The organism is Roseovarius sp. MMSF_3281, from assembly GCF_030733685.1.
Classification (GTDB): Bacteria; Pseudomonadota; Alphaproteobacteria; order Rhodobacterales; family Rhodobacteraceae; genus Roseovarius.
Genome location: NZ_JASHIM010000010.1, coordinates 64753 through 79933, shown reverse-complemented (window position 1 = coordinate 79933; position 15181 = coordinate 64753). Strand labels below are relative to the sequence as shown.

Genomic DNA, 15181 nt, shown 5'->3' with positions numbered 1-15181 from the left:
TCATGCGCACTACCACCCCGCGTATCTTCCACTGACCGGCAGGCGATTTGCAACGCAAACCTGCCGGGCAATGGACGAATTGGGCTACATCCCGTTCCCAAAGTTCGGCGGCGCATTGCTGTTCCATCTGATCAGCGAGCTCTATGAGAAGACCAGTGTCATCATAACCACCAATCTGGAGTTAGGAGAGTGGGTCTCGGTCTTCGGCGATGCCAAAATGACAACCGTGCTTCTGGATCGCGTAACCCATCACTGTGCCATCATCGAAAGCGGCAACACCTCTTACCGGTTCGCACAAAGCAAGCGGCGCAGAAAAACATAAACGTTTCGTAAACAAAGTCCCCAGACGGACTCACTATATGAGAGCTGCCCGCTTGGGGGCTTTGCGCCACATAGGGTGGGTCAAATTTAAACGTTGAAAACGGGGCGGTCTTGAACGCTCATTGATAACTCAGGTTGATTGTGATTGGCAGCTCGGTCAACCCGATCTGCCAATCAAATACTGCCCACCAAGCGCTATTAGGCACGCTTAACCAATTGGCCATCCTTGATAATGGTCGAAATATTTTCACCCTGTCCGTCGAGCAGGGAAAGATCGTCGAGTGGGTTGCCCTCCATCATGATTAGATCGGCATAGGCACCTTCCGCGATGGTGCCGACTTGGCCTTCCATACGCAGCACTTTGGCCGCGTCCAGCGTGGCCGAACGAATCACGTCATGAGCCGGAAGGAACCTGCCTCGCAGCGGGAACTCGCCCGACTGGTATTGCTGCATCCCACCCAGCAGGTCAGAGCCGTAGCCCATTGTCACCCCTTCCTCGTGCAGAAGGCCAAGCGCCTCAAGCCCCGCATCTCGGACATCGGCCACCTTTGCCACCGACTCGGGTGGCAGGCCAAAATCGGCGCCGCGTGTACCGAGCAATTCGTAGGTGATATTCGTCGGAACCACGACGGCGCCCTTTTCGACCACGCGCTTGGCGGTCTCGCGCTTGATCAGGTTGGCGTGTTCAATGGAATAGAACCCGGCCTCCAGCGCGCGGCTGATTGCCTCGTCGGTATAAAGATGGCCCGCCACGTAGGTTTCGGCGTTTCTGGCCTCTTCCACCGCGGCCTCAAGCTCGGCCACCGAAAAGCCCAGAAAACCGATTGGGTCGGTGGGAGAGGACACGCCGCCATTGGCCATCAGTTTGATGAACTTCGCGCCTCCCTTGATCTCTTCACGACAGGCGCGGCGCAGCTCGTCGACGCCATCGACGATCCGGCCCATGGCGCCGATCTGATCGCGATAAAAATCGACATTGCGCGGGTTGTAGGGACCACGGTAATCGGTATGCCCGCCTGTCTGAGACAGAGCCTTGCCACAGATCATGAGGCGCGGCGCGACCAACAGCCGTTCCTCGATTGCCTCTACAATGCCGATATCGGCGCCACCCAGATCACGCACGGTGGTAAAACCGCGCATGATCATGTTCTTCATTAGCCCCATTGCGCGATAGGCCAGAAGAGAGTTCGGCAGCGCCGCGTTGGCACCAAGGTCGGCGGTGGTGGCAATGACGTGCACGTGGCAGTCGATCAGGCCCGGCAAGACATACAGACCGCTGGCGTCGATCTCGTCGTCGCAGGTCGCAGATACGTTCTCCGCTACCTCCTTGAACAAGCCGTCTTCGATGACGATATCCACCGGGTCGGTGGGACGGTCCTGCGAGCCATCGATGATACGGGCGTTGCGGATGATCTGCATACTCATGGGATTTCCTTCTTACGTTTTTGCAGGGCGTTTCTTACGAATTCAGGCGGCCGACCCGGTCAAGATAGGCGATGACCTCGTCCGAGCTGGTCTGATCGACATAGCGACGCGAGATATCGCGAAGGTTGTCGAGATGGGGCTGCTCTTCATGGTCCCCGACGCAGTCCTCGGGAACGATGGTGCGAAAACCGTATTGGAAGCTGTCGATGCTTGACGCACGGATGCAACCGCTCGTGGTGCATCCGGTGACAATCACCGTATCTACACGCCGGCGGATGAAGAACGGCACGACGGGCGTCTGGAAAAAGATCGACGGGCCGGTCTTGCAGACTTTCACGTCATTGTCCGGATCGTAGATCGCCGGATCAAGTTCGGAGCCAGGATGCTCGTGCCGAAATTGCTCGCGTACCGCCGAGATTTTCCAGTAAGGCATGTCACCCTCGTCCTTGTAGGCAGTATAGCAGCTTGCAATAGGCACGTTGTTGCGCCGCGCTACCTCAAGCAAGCGCGCAGTGTTTTCCAGTCCCCGCATGATCAGCGGCGCACCTCCCAGCGGATAGCGATCATCGGTAAATGCTTTCTGGTAGTCCACCACCACAATGCCCGGACGCTGGCCATAGCCAACCGGCAACTCGCCATAGGAACGCTTTGCGTAATCGGCATCGGAAAAGGATGTCATGTTGGGGCCTCCGGTTGATTTAGTTGTAGACAAGCGATGGCAGCCAGAGCGACATAGCCGGGATGAGGATGATGAGCAGCAGCGCGACGAAATCCATCAGGATGAACCAGCTGACGCCGCGAAACACTTCGGGTAGCGTCACGAGATTCCCAAGGGCGCCCTTGATGACATAGACGTTCAGCCCGATCGGGGGGGTCACAAGGCCCACCTCCAGAAGCTTGATCACGATGATACCAAACCAGATCGCGTCGATCCCCGCCGTATCCACCAGCGGCAGGATAAGAGGCAGCGTCAGCAACAACAGGCCGATGGAATCGATCAGCATTCCCAAAAGCAGGTAGATCAACGCCACGGCGAAAAGAATCCACCACTGGCTGTCGCTGACCGACAGGATCATCTCGGAGAATGCCGTGGGCAGCCGAGACATGGCAAGAAACTTTGTAAAGAGCACCGAGCCGATAAGGATCAGGAAGATTGACGCGGTGCTTTGCAACGTGTTGACGGCCGCGGTCTTGAAGCCCTGCCAGTCGAGAGAGCGCCGCGTCAACGAGATGCAAAGCGCAAAGAAAGCGCCGAGCGCGCCAGCCTCGGTGGGCGAGAAATAGCCAGTAAAGATACCGCCAAGCACCAGCAAGATAAGCGTCGGTAGCGGCCAGATCTCCTTTAGTGCCGCAATCTTGTCCGCGCGCGTCGCATCAACCTTCACATCGCCGGCCAGCGCCGGATTGGCCTTGACCCGCACCATGATCATCATCGCGTAAAGTAACGCCGATACGAGGCCCGGAATGAAGCCGGCCATGAAAAGCTGCCCCACCGATACCTGCGCATAAACACCGTAAAGAATAAGCAAGACACTGGGTGGAATGAGGGACCCTAGTGTACCCGACGCCGCGATGGTGCCGGTCGCCAGCCCCTTATCGTAGCCGTTCTTCAGCATCTCGGGCACGGCGATGCGCGACATCGCCGCTGCGGTCGCCACGCTGGACCCGGACGCGGCGGCAAAGAAGGTGCACGCCCCCACGCTTGAAATCGCAAGCCCGCCCGGCAGCCGCGCCAAGAACAGGCGCAGTGCGCCGAAAAGCCCGCTGGTCAGCTTCCCTTCCGTCGCGAGATAACCCATGAAAAGGAACATCGGCGCAGCGGTCAGTTCCCACTGACCGATGAAGTCGAATGGGGTCGCCGACACAACGCCCCACGCGATTCTCATGTTCGTCAGCTCCGCGATGCCCAATATGGACACCAACCCCAGCACGACGCCAATCGGAAAACGCAACGCGATCAGCAGCAGCGTGATACCGACGGCGATCACTCCAATGGTCGTATTATCCATGTCAAAGCGCCTTTCTGTGGCGGAAGGCTTTCAGCAGGTTGCACCCCGAGGCGAGCAGCAGGCCAAAGAACCCGATCGGCAGCGCCCAGCGGCTCGGCCAGATGTAGAAGATGAAATTCGACATGATCGTTTCCTTGCGCTGCATGGAATTCCACGCATCGAGAAAGCTCTGCCGGAACATCATGGCGAAGAAGACGATGCACATGACGCAGCTCAGCAGGTAAAGAACGAATTGCAGCCAGGCGGGCATCATCTGCACGAAAAGATCGACGCGGATATGTTCGTGCTTCAGTTCGACAAAGCCCATGGGCAGCATCACAAGCAGGATCATGTAGTAATAGGACACGATCTCGAGCGTCCCGATCAGCGTCACCCAGCCGGTCGCTCGCGCCACCACCTCGGCGGTGACATGCAGCATCATCAGCACCATCGCGATGGTGGCCAACAACACGAACCCCCGGTTCAGTCCGAGAATTGCGCGGTCAAGCAGCGTATCGTCCGGATCGTTCTGAGGATCGGCAGAGGCCGTCATGAGGCACCTTTTCCGGCCGCGACACCCTGCGACAGTTTCAAAAGCTCTTTCCAGTAATCGATGGTCTCGCGAAAGAGGTCCGGCTCATCCCGCCAGATCGTTTGCGTAGCCATGCCGCGTGCCAGGCACATGATCGCGGTGATCTCGATCTTCTGGTGGCGTTGAGTTGCAGGGTCGAGAGAGCGCCCGGCGATGCTTTCCCAGATACGCAGATAGGCGTCGTTGAATTCCTGCGCGACGGGCACAAGCGCCTCCTTGATCTTCTGGTCGGTCCGCGCGGCATTCACGAATTCCATGGACACCATGTAAAGATCACCCGAAAATCGCTCCCAGACGAAATCGATGAATTGGTCGATGGTCAGGCTCTCCTCGACCACCGAGCGAGCCTTGCGTTCCGCCTCGTCCGCCTCACGCATGAGTAGCGACCGCAATGACTCGGCCATCAGCAGTTCCTTGGTCGGGAAATGGTGCAATAGCGCCCCGCGCGACACGTTGGCCCGTTGCGCCACCTCCGTCGTCGAGGTGTTCATGAGGCCCTTGTCCTTGATGCACGATAGCGTTGCTTCAAGCAGGCTCGATGTCGTCTCCAAAGTGCGTTGCGCCTGTGTGCGCCGCTTGCGTTCCAGCATGATCGTCGTCCTTTCGACAGATGACGGGGGCCCGGGTCATCCGCGCCCCCTTGAGATCATCTTTACCGCATGCCGTAGGTCGATGCGTCGATCTTTCCGTAGATTTCCTGCATTACGAGCTCGGTCAGTGCGTCCTCGTCGGTACGGTCTACATCCGCCAGAAGACCTTCCCACTTCTCATGCGTGGCGATGAAGTCGTCGATGACCTCCTTGCCGTTGCTCAGCCCGTAGGTCTCTTCAGCGGTCTTGTACGCCGTCTCGACCGAATTCGCGCGGTACTTTTCGGCAGAAGCCAACAGGTCCTCGCCCGGCTCATAGACATTGTTGCCCTTTTCTTTTGCCAGCGCGAGTTTTTCCTCGGCGCTGCCCACGTATTGGACGATCATGCGCGACATGGCCCGGGCCGTGGCCTGCATCAGGATCTCGCGCTGCTCGGTAGTCAGCCCCGACCAGAACTCGGGGTTGAAGCCCCATTGCGGTCCGGTCCAGTACATGCCGGTCGACAGCATCGTCGTGTGTTCGGACACTTCCCAGAGCGAACGGTCAATCAGATCGTTAGCGGCGTTCGACGCGCAATCCAGCGTACCACGCTCAAGGCCGGTATACATTTCGGACGACGGCACGTTGACGGGGATACCGCCCGCTTTTTCGACCCATTGCGACACGCTGGATCCGGCGGTGCGGATGCGCTTGCCTTTGAATTCTTCCAGCGTGCGCACCGGCTCGCGGCAAAATAGGATATAAGGCGGAGTGGCGTAGGAACCAAGATAGACCACGCCCTTGTCGGCCCACTCTGCCAGCTGGGTTTCATTGTTCATGCTGAAATCCGTCGAGGCAAAAATCATCACCAGCGGGTCGGAGTAGTTGAAGCCAAGCTCCTGCACGGTGTTGGCCACCGGCATTTCGGATGGCGTGTAGACAGCAGCGTGATGCGCCACCTGCACGACATTGTCGCGAATCCCCTGAAGGTTGGCGCGCGGCGCCAGCAGAACCGTGCCTGTATAGACATCTGGCTTGAGCTCGCCGTCCGACATCTCCTCGACCATCTCGGCCCACTCGATATAGCCGTATTTGGAATGCGGATGCTCGGCAGCGTAGAAGGAATTGGCGGTGAACGTGGTTTCCGCCATGGCGCCTCCGGCCAAGAGCGCGGCGGCCGCGCCGCCGGTAAGGAACTTCTTCAACATGTGTATCTCCCTGGTTGGTCGTTGGTTTTTTATCGATTCTTATGTGACACAGGCTGACAATCACATAACAAACAGTCAAGTCTGTTTGTTTTTAATTTGGATCATGTACGCCACCTTTTCACGCTGCTGCCTAAAAATTCTTCTTGCACGCAACTGACGTGAAATTCAGCAACGTTTGAATTGTCGGGCATGTCGAGGATCAGCGCGACGGCCTTGGCGATGGCAGCCCGGTCGCTCGTCTGGCCATACGGAATCGCGAAATCGCGTGCGCCATTTCAATGTTGACCAGCCTCGGACAGATCGTCCTAGCGCGAACACCCTTGCCCCAAGCGGCCTTGGCCATCCAGCGCGGCGTCTTGAGGTTTACGGCCATCAACTCGTCGATCTGACCGTCCGTGGCCTCAATGATCGTGCCGGGCATCAATCTGCCCAAAGGCCGCCGCGGCCTCAGCCCCCACGCCTCTTCCAAACATGCCTCGGCATCGTCTTGAAACAGATGACAGCGCGCGTCGGTGCCCCAGTCGGGCTGCGTGGGGGTCCGCATTCCAAGAGACACGTTTCATCCATCTGTATCGAGGCGGCGCGCTACGGCCGCACCGACACGCTCGGCCCGAAACGGACATACGAATACCTTTCAGCGAAGGTCCGTTCTATCATCGCCGCCGGTGCCGCGTCGGAATGACCGCGTTCTATCGTCGGGTGCGATTCAACTCGCATAAGCCGGGCCGGGTGGTCAGCCTCTTTCGTTTCCACTTTTTGATCTACCCCCGGCCAAATCAAGTTGACCGGCGGTCGCTTTCCGTGTTGATTTGCACCGTCGGTTTTCCGAGAGGAAATGAAAAGGGAACACGGTGAGGCGTAGCCATCAGGCACCGAGACCGTGACTGCCCCCGCAACTGTAAGCGGAGAGCGACGCCGGATGACGTCACTGTTGCGCCAGAGCGTGACGGGAAGACCCGGCGAAGCGATGACCCGCAAGTCAGGAGACCTGCCGGCATGTCAACCGTAACACCGGGCGGGGTTGCCCGGGGGAAGGACTGCCGATGGATCGCCCGAACCGCCAGCCGCGTGCATTTCGCGTTGCCACGTGTATTCTGTCGCTCTGCAAACGCACCTCACCTGTCAGCCCGATTGCCCGGATTTCAACAATCCGGAGATCATGATGAAACACTTCCGTTCCGCGGCCATCGTCGCCGCAAGTCTGGGCTTTGCCGTGTCGGCCGCCCATGCGCAATCCACCAGCTACCCGCTCACCATAGAGAATTGCGGCCAGCCCATCACCTTTGACGCCGCCCCGCAAACGACCGTGACGGTGGGCCAGTCGGCCACCGAAACCCTCTATTCGCTTGGCCTTGCCGACCGCGTCACCGGCACTTCGGTCTGGTTCAACCCGGTCCTGCCCGAATACGCCGAGGTCAACGCCAAGATCGAACGCTTGGCCGACAACGACCCGAGCTTTGAAAGCATCGCCAACAAGAAGCCGGGTCTCGTCGCCGTGCAATATGAATGGCACGTCGGCTCCTCCGGTATCGTTGCCACGCGTGAGCAGTTCCACGACCTTGGCATTCCCACCTACATCATGCCCGCCGACTGCGACACCAAGGACAACACCACCGGCGGCGACGGCACCCGCACATCGGCCTTCTCGACCGATTCCGTCTACAAGGGCATACGCGAACTCGCCGAAATCTACGACGTGCAGGCCGCGGGCGAAGGGCTTGTGACGGAGCTTCAGGACCGCGAAGCCGCCGCGATCGAGCTGGCCAGGTCGCTTGACCTGCCTGAGGGTATATCGGCCGCGTTCTGGTTTTCCTCCGCCGATCTTGAGATCGACCCCTACGTCGCCGGCCAGAAAGGCGCGCCGGGCTACATGATGGACAAGCTCGGGATCGAGAACGTGATCCAGTCGGACGAGGAATGGCCCACCGTGGGCTGGGAAACCATCGCCCGCGCCGATCCCACCGTCCTGGTCATCGCCGAGATGGACCGCCGCCGCTTCCCCGCCGACGACATCGACAAGAAGATGGAGTTTCTCAGGACCGACCCGGTCGCCAGTCAGATGACGGCGGTCCGCGAAGGCCGGATCGTGATTATGGACGCCCACGCCATGAGCGCCACCATGCGCACGATCTTCGGTCTCGAAACCGTGGCCGAGGCCTTGGCCGGGTTCGACTTCGGGCAATGACCAAGGTTGTACCGGCCAGCCGTCACCGGACCCTGCACGCAGGCTGGCACTGGGGGTGGATCACGCCCCCGGTGCTCTTCGTCGCGCTGATCGTCGGGGCCGCCATCGGCGAAACCGCCATCCCTGTCTCAACCGTGCTGCAGGTGCTGGGCAACAAGCTGCTGGGCCTTGGCTACCCGGTGGACAGGATCGACGCCGGAATCATCTGGGAATACCGACTCAGCCGTGCCGTGGTGGCGGCCTGCTGCGGCGCGGGGCTGGCGCTTTCGGGCGTCGTGCTTCAGGCGCTGCTGCGCAACGCGCTGGCCGATCCCTACCTTCTGGGCATCTCCGCCGGCGCCTCTACAGGGGCGGTCGCGGTCACCGTGGCAGGTGTGGGTGCCGGCGCTGTCACGCTCTCCGCCGGGGCCTTCGCGGGCGCGGCACTGGCCTTCGTGATGGTCGCCGCCCTGGCCCACGCCGCCGGCGGCGGCACAGGCATGCGCGCGGCGGGCGTCATCGTGCTGGCCGGTATCGCCGGTTCGCAGCTCTTCAACGCGCTCACTGCCTTCATTGTCGCCAAGTCCGCCAATGCCGAACAGGCCCGCGGCATCATGTTCTGGCTGATGGGCAACCTCTCGGGCGTCCGCTGGGATGACGTCGTCGTCGCCATCCCGGCCGTCGCGCTGGCCGTCCTGACCTGCCTCTGGCATGTCCGCGCGCTCGACGCCTTTACCTTTGGCAGCGACAGCGCCGCCTCGCTTGGCGTCGCCGTGCGCCGTGTGCAGGTTATCCTGATCGGCATCGCCGCACTGGTCACGGCGGCGATGGTCTCGATGGTGGGGTCCATAGGTTTCGTCGGCCTCGTTATACCCCACGCCATGCGCTTCGTCGTCGGCGTCCGTCATGGGCGGCTGGTCCCGGCTTCGGCGCTGGCCGGTGCGGTCTTTCTCATCATCTCCGACGTGATCTCGCGCATCCTCGTCCCGGGGCAGGTGCTGCCCATCGGCGTGATCACCGCGCTGGTCGGCGCCCCCGCCTTCGCCCTCATCCTGATCCGCGGAAGGACCACCCGATGAGCCTGAGCTGTCAATCCCTTGGCTGGTCCGTCCGCCGCCAGCCCATCGTTCAGGACATTACCCTCGACGTGCAGCCGGGCGAAACACTCGGCCTGATCGGTGCCAACGGCTCGGGCAAGTCCACCCTGCTGAAAATGCTCGCAGGCATCCGCGCCCCCACCGCCGGCCGCCTCACGCTCGACGGGCGCGACCTCGCAAGTTATCCGCAGCGACAGATCGCGCAGCGCATCGCCTTCGTCGAACAGCAGGCCGAGACCGGCGACCGCATCACCGTGCGCGATGCGGTCGAACTGGGCCGTACCCCGTGGCTTTCGGCACTGCGGCCATGGTCCGACACGGACGAGACAATCGTTGCCCGCGCCACTGCGGCGGTCGAAATGCAAGGCTTCGAGGCCCGCCAGTGGGCGACGCTGTCCGGCGGCGAACGCCAGCGTGTCCATATCGCCCGCGCCCTTGCGCAAGAGCCGCAGATCCTGCTGCTGGACGAGCCGACCAACCATCTCGACATCCACCACCAGCTGTCGATCCTGTCACTGGTCGCGCGCCTGCCGGTCACCAGCATTGTCGCCCTGCACGACCTCAACCAGGCGATGGAATGCGACCGTCTGGCCCTCCTCCAGCGAGGCCGCCTCGTCACCCTCGGCCCACCCGAAGAGGTGCTGACTTGCGAACGCCTTGCCGAAAGCTTCGCCGTCCGCGCCAGTATCCTGACCGACCCGGCCGATGGCGCGTGCGTGCTGCGCTTCCACAAACCCACCTGATACCCGAAAGGACCATGATGAAACTGCTGCTTGCCGCCCTGATGGCCATTCCAACCCTTGCCTCGGCCGAAATACACGAGGTAAAGATGCTCAACCGTAATGACACGGGCGCCATGGTCTACGAGCCTGATTTCATTTCCGCCCAGCCGGGTGACACCATCCGCTTTCTTGCCAGCGATCGCGGCCACAACGCCGCCTCGATCAAGGGCATGCGTCCCGAGGGGGCGGCGCGCTTCATCGGCCAGATCGACGAGGAGATCGAAATCACCCTCGACACCGAAGGGGTCTATGGCGTGAAATGCTCGCCGCATTTCATGATGGGCATGGTGATGCTGATCCGGGTGGGCGACGCGTCGCTGTCACCCTCCGTCTTGCCCGACGACCTGCCGCGCCGCGCCCGGGACCGCTTCGAGGCGATCCTCTCCCGAGAAACCGACGACGGAGCGGCGCAATAGCGCACAACCCCGAGATTGACTTGACGCCAGCAACCTGCAACCTGCAACCTGCAACCTGCAACCTGCAACCTGCAACCTGCAACCTGCAACCAAGGTAGCGGCGCTTCTCAACGCGGTACAACATGTCCATGCGCAAACGGCGAACATCTTTCTGGCGGCGGTTCGGGCTGGTCTTTCCAGCCCTGACATGGCTTGTCGTTCAGTTCGCCATGGCCGGCGGGCTTCAGGCCTCGCCCGCCTCCGGCCCGGTGGTCGAGCTTTGTTCGGGCTTCGGCAACGAAACCGTGGTCATCGACCTCGAAACCGGCAAGCCGGTCGAACAGACCGAGCGTTCCGGCGGCTGCGACTGGTGCCACAGCTTCGGCAAGGCCGTCGACGTGCCCCCGCGCACCGCGCTCGACTGGCACGAAATGGCGGTCGACTTTTCCCACCGCCTGACCCTGACCCCACCGCCGCATCTTGTCCTGCGGCTCATGGGCCATGCCCGCACCCGCGCGCCACCCGTCCTTTAAGTTCACCCGATCAGACCATTTCAAAGTCTCTCCGCTTTTCCGGGCGGAGGCAAAACCTACGTGAACTTCAAGGACATACCATGTTCCAATTCATCACCCGCGGCCTTGCCGCAGCCACGCTGGTGGCCACTCTATCGCTGCCGACTTGGGCCCAGACCATCACCGTGACCGACACGAAGGGCCGCACGGTCGATATCCCCGAGAACGCCGAACGCATCATGCTGGGCTTCTATTACGAGGATTTCATGGCCGTGGCCGGCCCCGACGGGTTCGACCGCGTCGCCGCCATCTCGCGCGCGCCGTGGGAAAGCTGGCGCAACCTGCAATGGCAGACCTATGTCGCGGCCATGCCGCAGATCGCCGACCTGCCCGACGTCGGCCATACCAGCGACGGCACCTTCTCCCTCGAAGCGGTCGTTGCGGCCCGGCCCGACCTCGTTCTGCTGGCCGGCTGGCAGTATGACGCCCTCGGCGAGATCAACCAGCGCATCGAAGCTGCCGGCATCCCTGTCGTTGTCCTCGACTACAACGCCCAGACCGTCGAGAAGCATGTCGAATCCACTCGCCTTCTCGGCCAGATCCTCGGTCAGGAAGACCGCGCCGAAACACTGGCGACCGAGTACGAGACCGCCGTGGCCGAGGTGCTCGGCCGCCTTGATACCATCGCCGAAGATGCCCGCCCGCAGGTCTATGTCGAGCTTGGCCGCAAGGGCCGCGACGTGGTCGACAACTCCTACTCCGGCACCCAGTGGGGCGCGGTGATCGACCAGCTTGGCGCGCAGAACATCGCCGACGGCCAGATCGAAAGCTGGGGCCCGCTCAGCGCCGAATACGTCCTGTCGCAGAACCCCGAAGTGATCCTCCTCGCCGGTTCCGGCTGGACAGGGCAGGACGAGGCGATCCTCATGGGCCCAACCGTCGACGCCACCACCACCCACGACCGTATGCGCCCCTATCTCGAGCGCCCGGGCTGGAACGAACTCGACGCGGTCGCAAATGATCGCATCTTCGGCGTCTACCACGGCGGCAACCGCACGCTTTACGATTATGCGTTCCTGCAGTTCCTGGCCAAGGCGCTCTACCCTGAGACCTTCGCCGATCTCGACCCGCAGGCGGCACTCGACCGGTTCTTCGCAACCTACATGCCGGTGCAGTTCGACGGTACCTACATGACGCAACTTCCTGCCGGACAAGACGGATGATCCGCGCAAACCTATCGGAGGCGGCGGTCGACGCCGCCTCCGACCCGCCATCCGACCCACCATCGGCCACAGCCTACCGTGCGCTGATACAACGCCGCCTCCTGTGGCTGATCTGCGGCATCACGGCTTTCCTCGCGCTCGCGGTCGCCGATATCGTCACCGGTCCCTCGATGCTCGGGCTGGGCGAGGTCTTACACACCCTCGTCACCCCCTCCGAGGTCAGCTCGATGACCCGCGTCATCGTCTTCGACATCCGCCTGCCGGTCACCTGCATGGCCATCCTCGTGGGCCTCGCGCTGGGCATGGCGGGCGTCCACATGCAAACCATTCTCGGCAATCCACTGGCCAGCCCCTACACACTGGGCTTTTCCGCCGCCGCGGGCTTTGGCGCGGCCATCGTGATCCTGACGGGCATCACCCTGCCTTTCGTGCCATGGCTGACCATCCCGCTTGCGGCGTTCCTGATGTGCCTCGCCGCCGGCGGCATCGTCTTTTTCTTCGCCCGCATGCAGGGCATGAGCCCCGAGGTCATGGTGCTCGCCGGCATCGCCACGCTCTTCATGTTCCAGGCGGCGCAATCCTTCGTGCAATACATCGCCTCTCCGGAAGTGCTGCAATCCATCGTGTTCTGGCTTTTCGGCTCGCTCCTGCGGGCAAGCTGGGCCAACGTGCCCATCGTCGCCGCCGTCGTTGCGCTGGCCACCCTCGCAGTTCTTCCCGACATCTGGCGGCTCACCGCGCTCCGCCTCGGTGGCAGCCGCGCGGCGGCCATCGGCGTCAACGTGCAGGCGCTCCGCATCAAGGTTTTCGCCGTCGTGGCGCTCCTGACAACCGGCGCCGTGGCCTTCGTCGGGACCATCGGCTTCGTCGGTCTGGTGGCCCCCCACATCGCCCGCATGGCCGTGGGCGAGGATCAGCGCCTGTTGCTGCCGATGGCCGGCCTCACCGGGGCGAACATCATGCTCGCCGCCTCGGTCCTGTCAAAGATCGTCTCGCCCGGCGCGGTCATCCCCATCGGCATCGTCACGGCGGTGATCGGCGTGCCCTTCCTCTTCTTTCTCATCCTGCGCGGTCAAGGGAGAAACTGGTGACCCTCTTTATCGACACACTCTGCGTCCGCTACGGCGCCGCCCCGGTCATCCGCGATGTCACCGACACCTGGCGCGATGGCGAGGTCACCGCGCTGATCGGCTGCAACGGGGCCGGCAAATCGACCTTGCTCAAGGCCGTGGCCGGGCTCCTGCCGGCGCAGGGAACCGTAAGGCTCGACGGCATCCCTCTCCCGCCCGCCGACCGCGGCCGGCACATCGCCTACATGCCGCAGGAAACCGGCGCCGCCTCCTCACTCACCGTGCTCGAAGTGGTCCTGCTCGGGCGCCTCCGTTCGCTCAGCATGCGATTGCCGTCGGCGCTGATCGCCAAGGCCGTCACCGCCCTCGACACCTTCGGGCTCGCCCACCTGCAAACCCGCCGCCTCGACGAACTGAGCGGCGGCCAGCGGCAGCTTGTCTTCCTGACGCAGGCGCTCTTCCGCGCACCCCGTGTCCTGTTGCTCGACGAGCCCACGGCAGCCCTCGACCTCCGGCACCAATTGCTGGTACTGGAACGCTTGCGGCACCTCGCCGCCAGCACCGGAACGATCGTCGCCATGGCCCTGCATGACCTCAACCTCGCCGCCCAGTTCACCGACCGGCTCATCGCCCTTCACGGCGGCGAATTCCGCGCCGCCGGTGCGGCCGAAGACGTGCTGAACCGCGACAACCTTGCCGCGATGTACGGGATCGAGGCCGATGTTCTCCGCCTTGGCAATGCCCGGCTTCAGGTCATGCCCCTGCGCGCCACGACCAAGGCGGGCGCCCCGTCATGACATCGGATTTCCACGGTATCATTCTGCGCATCGGCGCGACCATGTTCTTCACGCTCATGACCGTCTGCGTGAAATGGCTGGCCGATACGGTGCCGCTTGGTCAGGTGGTGTTCTACCGCAGCGCCTGCGCGCTCATTCCACTGGTGATCTACCTCTTTGCCACGGGCGATTTTCCGCGCGGCCTTGCCACGCGTCGGCCCATGGCGCATGTGCTGCGCTGCATCCTCGGCTGCACGGCGATGTTTGCCTCCTTCGCGGCGTTGCGCTACCTGCCGCTGGCCCATGCCTCGGTGATCGGCTACCTCGCCCCGATCCTCGCCGTCCTGCTGGCCCGGGCACTCTTGGGCGAGATCGTCAACCGCACCCGCTGGATATCGGTCATGTTCGGCTTTCTCGGCGTGCTGGTGCTGGTCATCCCCGAGGCCACCGGCGTGCAGGTCGACCCCGGCTACCTGCTGGGCGTCGGGCTGGCCCTGACGATGGCGATCTTCACCGCCGGTGCCAAGATCCAGATCCGCAGCCTCGCCCGGACCGAGAACGCCGGCGCCATCGCCCTCTACTTCGCGCTCACCTGCGCCCTTGCCGGGCTTGCCACCGCGCCGCTGGGCTGGGTCAGCCCGACGCCCGAACAGCTTATCTACCTGGTCGGCGCGGGCGCGGCGGGCGGCATCGCCCATATCATGATGACGCTGGCGATGAAGCACAGCGAAGTGTCCAAGCTCGCGCCCTTCGAATACCTCGCCCTGATCTTCGCCGTCATCGCCGATGCGCTTTTCTTTGGGGTGATCCCCGGCATTGTCTTCTACATCGCCGCCGCCTGCATCGTGATGGCCACGCTGATCGTCGTCGCGGGCGACCGCAGGCGACCGAAATTACCGATTGCCGGGCACAAGGCTTGATCGAAACCTTATCCCCTTCAATCCCCACAACATGGACCTTTTTGTGCCGGGACATTACCGGTCATTGCGCCGCAGCACCCGCAGACCGGACAGTCAAAGAATCCGCGGCGAATATCGGCCTTCCGCCTTTCTACCCGAA

16 protein-coding genes, 1 pseudogene and 1 riboswitch are annotated in these 15181 nt (G+C 62.4%); of the genes and pseudogenes, 10 read left to right on the top strand and 7 right to left on the bottom strand.

Annotated features, from left to right (window positions below; translation table 11 throughout):
* Positions 1-67 precede the first annotated feature (67 nt).
* Positions 68-322, top strand: a pseudogene (locus tag RBB32_RS11520) (ATP-binding protein); the annotation flags it as partial.
* A gap of 197 nt (positions 323-519) precedes the next feature.
* Here the strand turns inward: RBB32_RS11520 and RBB32_RS11515 are convergent.
* The 7 genes from RBB32_RS11515 to RBB32_RS11485 all read right to left on the bottom strand — a co-directional run bounded on the left by RBB32_RS11515 (position 520) and on the right by RBB32_RS11485 (position 6524).
* Positions 520-1746, bottom strand: a complete 1227-nt coding sequence (locus tag RBB32_RS11515; RefSeq protein WP_306152855.1) for an amidohydrolase family protein — start codon at positions 1744-1746, stop codon at positions 520-522.
* Between the two features lie 34 nt (positions 1747-1780).
* Entirely contained in the window at positions 1781-2425 is a 645-nt protein-coding gene (locus RBB32_RS11510; protein WP_306152854.1) for an isochorismatase family protein, read from the bottom strand.
* 19 nt (positions 2426-2444) lie between these two features.
* Positions 2445-3755, bottom strand: coding sequence for a TRAP transporter large permease (locus RBB32_RS11505; RefSeq protein ID WP_306152853.1), 1311 nt, complete (start codon positions 3753-3755; stop codon positions 2445-2447).
* 1 nt (position 3756) lies between these two features.
* The gene (locus RBB32_RS11500; protein ID WP_306152852.1) at positions 3757-4287 is read right to left on the bottom strand and encodes a TRAP transporter small permease; all 531 of its coding nucleotides are present in this window, start codon (positions 4285-4287) and stop codon (positions 3757-3759) included.
* Positions 4284-4916 carry a TetR/AcrR family transcriptional regulator gene (locus RBB32_RS11495; protein WP_306152851.1) on the bottom strand — a complete coding sequence of 211 codons (633 nt, stop codon included), beginning with the start codon at positions 4914-4916 and terminating at the stop codon, positions 4284-4286. Before RBB32_RS11495 ends, RBB32_RS11500 begins: the two co-directional genes overlap by 4 nt.
* Positions 4917-4978: 62 nt before the next feature.
* Positions 4979-6103, bottom strand: coding sequence for a C4-dicarboxylate TRAP transporter substrate-binding protein (locus RBB32_RS11490; RefSeq protein WP_306152850.1), 1125 nt, complete (start codon positions 6101-6103; stop codon positions 4979-4981).
* Positions 6104-6302: 199 nt separating this feature from the next.
* Entirely contained in the window at positions 6303-6524 is a 222-nt protein-coding gene (locus RBB32_RS11485; RefSeq protein WP_306152849.1) for a hypothetical protein, read from the bottom strand.
* A 380-nt stretch (positions 6525-6904) separates the two neighbouring features.
* A riboswitch (cobalamin riboswitch) is annotated at positions 6905-7114 on the top strand.
* 151 nt (positions 7115-7265) lie between these two features.
* Between RBB32_RS11485 and RBB32_RS11480 the strand changes: the two genes are divergently transcribed.
* The 9 genes from RBB32_RS11480 to RBB32_RS11440 all read left to right on the top strand — a co-directional run bounded on the left by RBB32_RS11480 (position 7266) and on the right by RBB32_RS11440 (position 15042).
* Positions 7266-8288, top strand: a complete 1023-nt coding sequence (locus RBB32_RS11480) for an ABC transporter substrate-binding protein (RefSeq protein ID WP_306152848.1) — start codon at positions 7266-7268, stop codon at positions 8286-8288.
* Positions 8285-9346 carry an iron ABC transporter permease gene (locus tag RBB32_RS11475; RefSeq protein WP_306152847.1) on the top strand — a complete coding sequence of 354 codons (1062 nt, stop codon included), beginning with the start codon at positions 8285-8287 and terminating at the stop codon, positions 9344-9346. Before RBB32_RS11480 ends, RBB32_RS11475 begins: the two co-directional genes overlap by 4 nt.
* Positions 9343-10107 (top strand): ABC transporter ATP-binding protein, encoded by a 765-nt coding sequence (locus tag RBB32_RS11470; RefSeq protein WP_306152846.1) that lies wholly within the window; start codon positions 9343-9345, stop codon positions 10105-10107. The genes RBB32_RS11475 and RBB32_RS11470 overlap by 4 nt, the downstream gene beginning before the upstream one ends.
* A gap of 17 nt (positions 10108-10124) precedes the next feature.
* The gene (locus RBB32_RS11465) at positions 10125-10562 is read left to right on the top strand and encodes a pseudoazurin (protein WP_306152845.1); all 438 of its coding nucleotides are present in this window, start codon (positions 10125-10127) and stop codon (positions 10560-10562) included.
* Between the two features lie 128 nt (positions 10563-10690).
* A complete protein-coding gene (locus tag RBB32_RS11460) occupies positions 10691-11074 on the top strand; it encodes a hypothetical protein (RefSeq protein WP_306152844.1) in 384 nt (127 codons plus the stop codon).
* An 80-nt stretch (positions 11075-11154) separates the two neighbouring features.
* Positions 11155-12276 (top strand): ABC transporter substrate-binding protein, encoded by a 1122-nt coding sequence (locus tag RBB32_RS11455; RefSeq protein ID WP_306152843.1) that lies wholly within the window; start codon positions 11155-11157, stop codon positions 12274-12276.
* Positions 12273-13367: an iron ABC transporter permease gene (locus RBB32_RS11450; RefSeq protein ID WP_306152842.1), complete on the top strand. Its 1095-nt coding sequence runs from the start codon at positions 12273-12275 to the stop codon at positions 13365-13367. Before RBB32_RS11455 ends, RBB32_RS11450 begins: the two co-directional genes overlap by 4 nt.
* Positions 13364-14143, top strand: a complete 780-nt coding sequence (locus RBB32_RS11445; RefSeq protein ID WP_306152841.1) for an ABC transporter ATP-binding protein — start codon at positions 13364-13366, stop codon at positions 14141-14143. Before RBB32_RS11450 ends, RBB32_RS11445 begins: the two co-directional genes overlap by 4 nt.
* Entirely contained in the window at positions 14140-15042 is a 903-nt protein-coding gene (locus RBB32_RS11440; protein WP_306152840.1) for a DMT family transporter, read from the top strand. Before RBB32_RS11445 ends, RBB32_RS11440 begins: the two co-directional genes overlap by 4 nt.
* Positions 15043-15181: the final 139 nt, after the last annotated feature.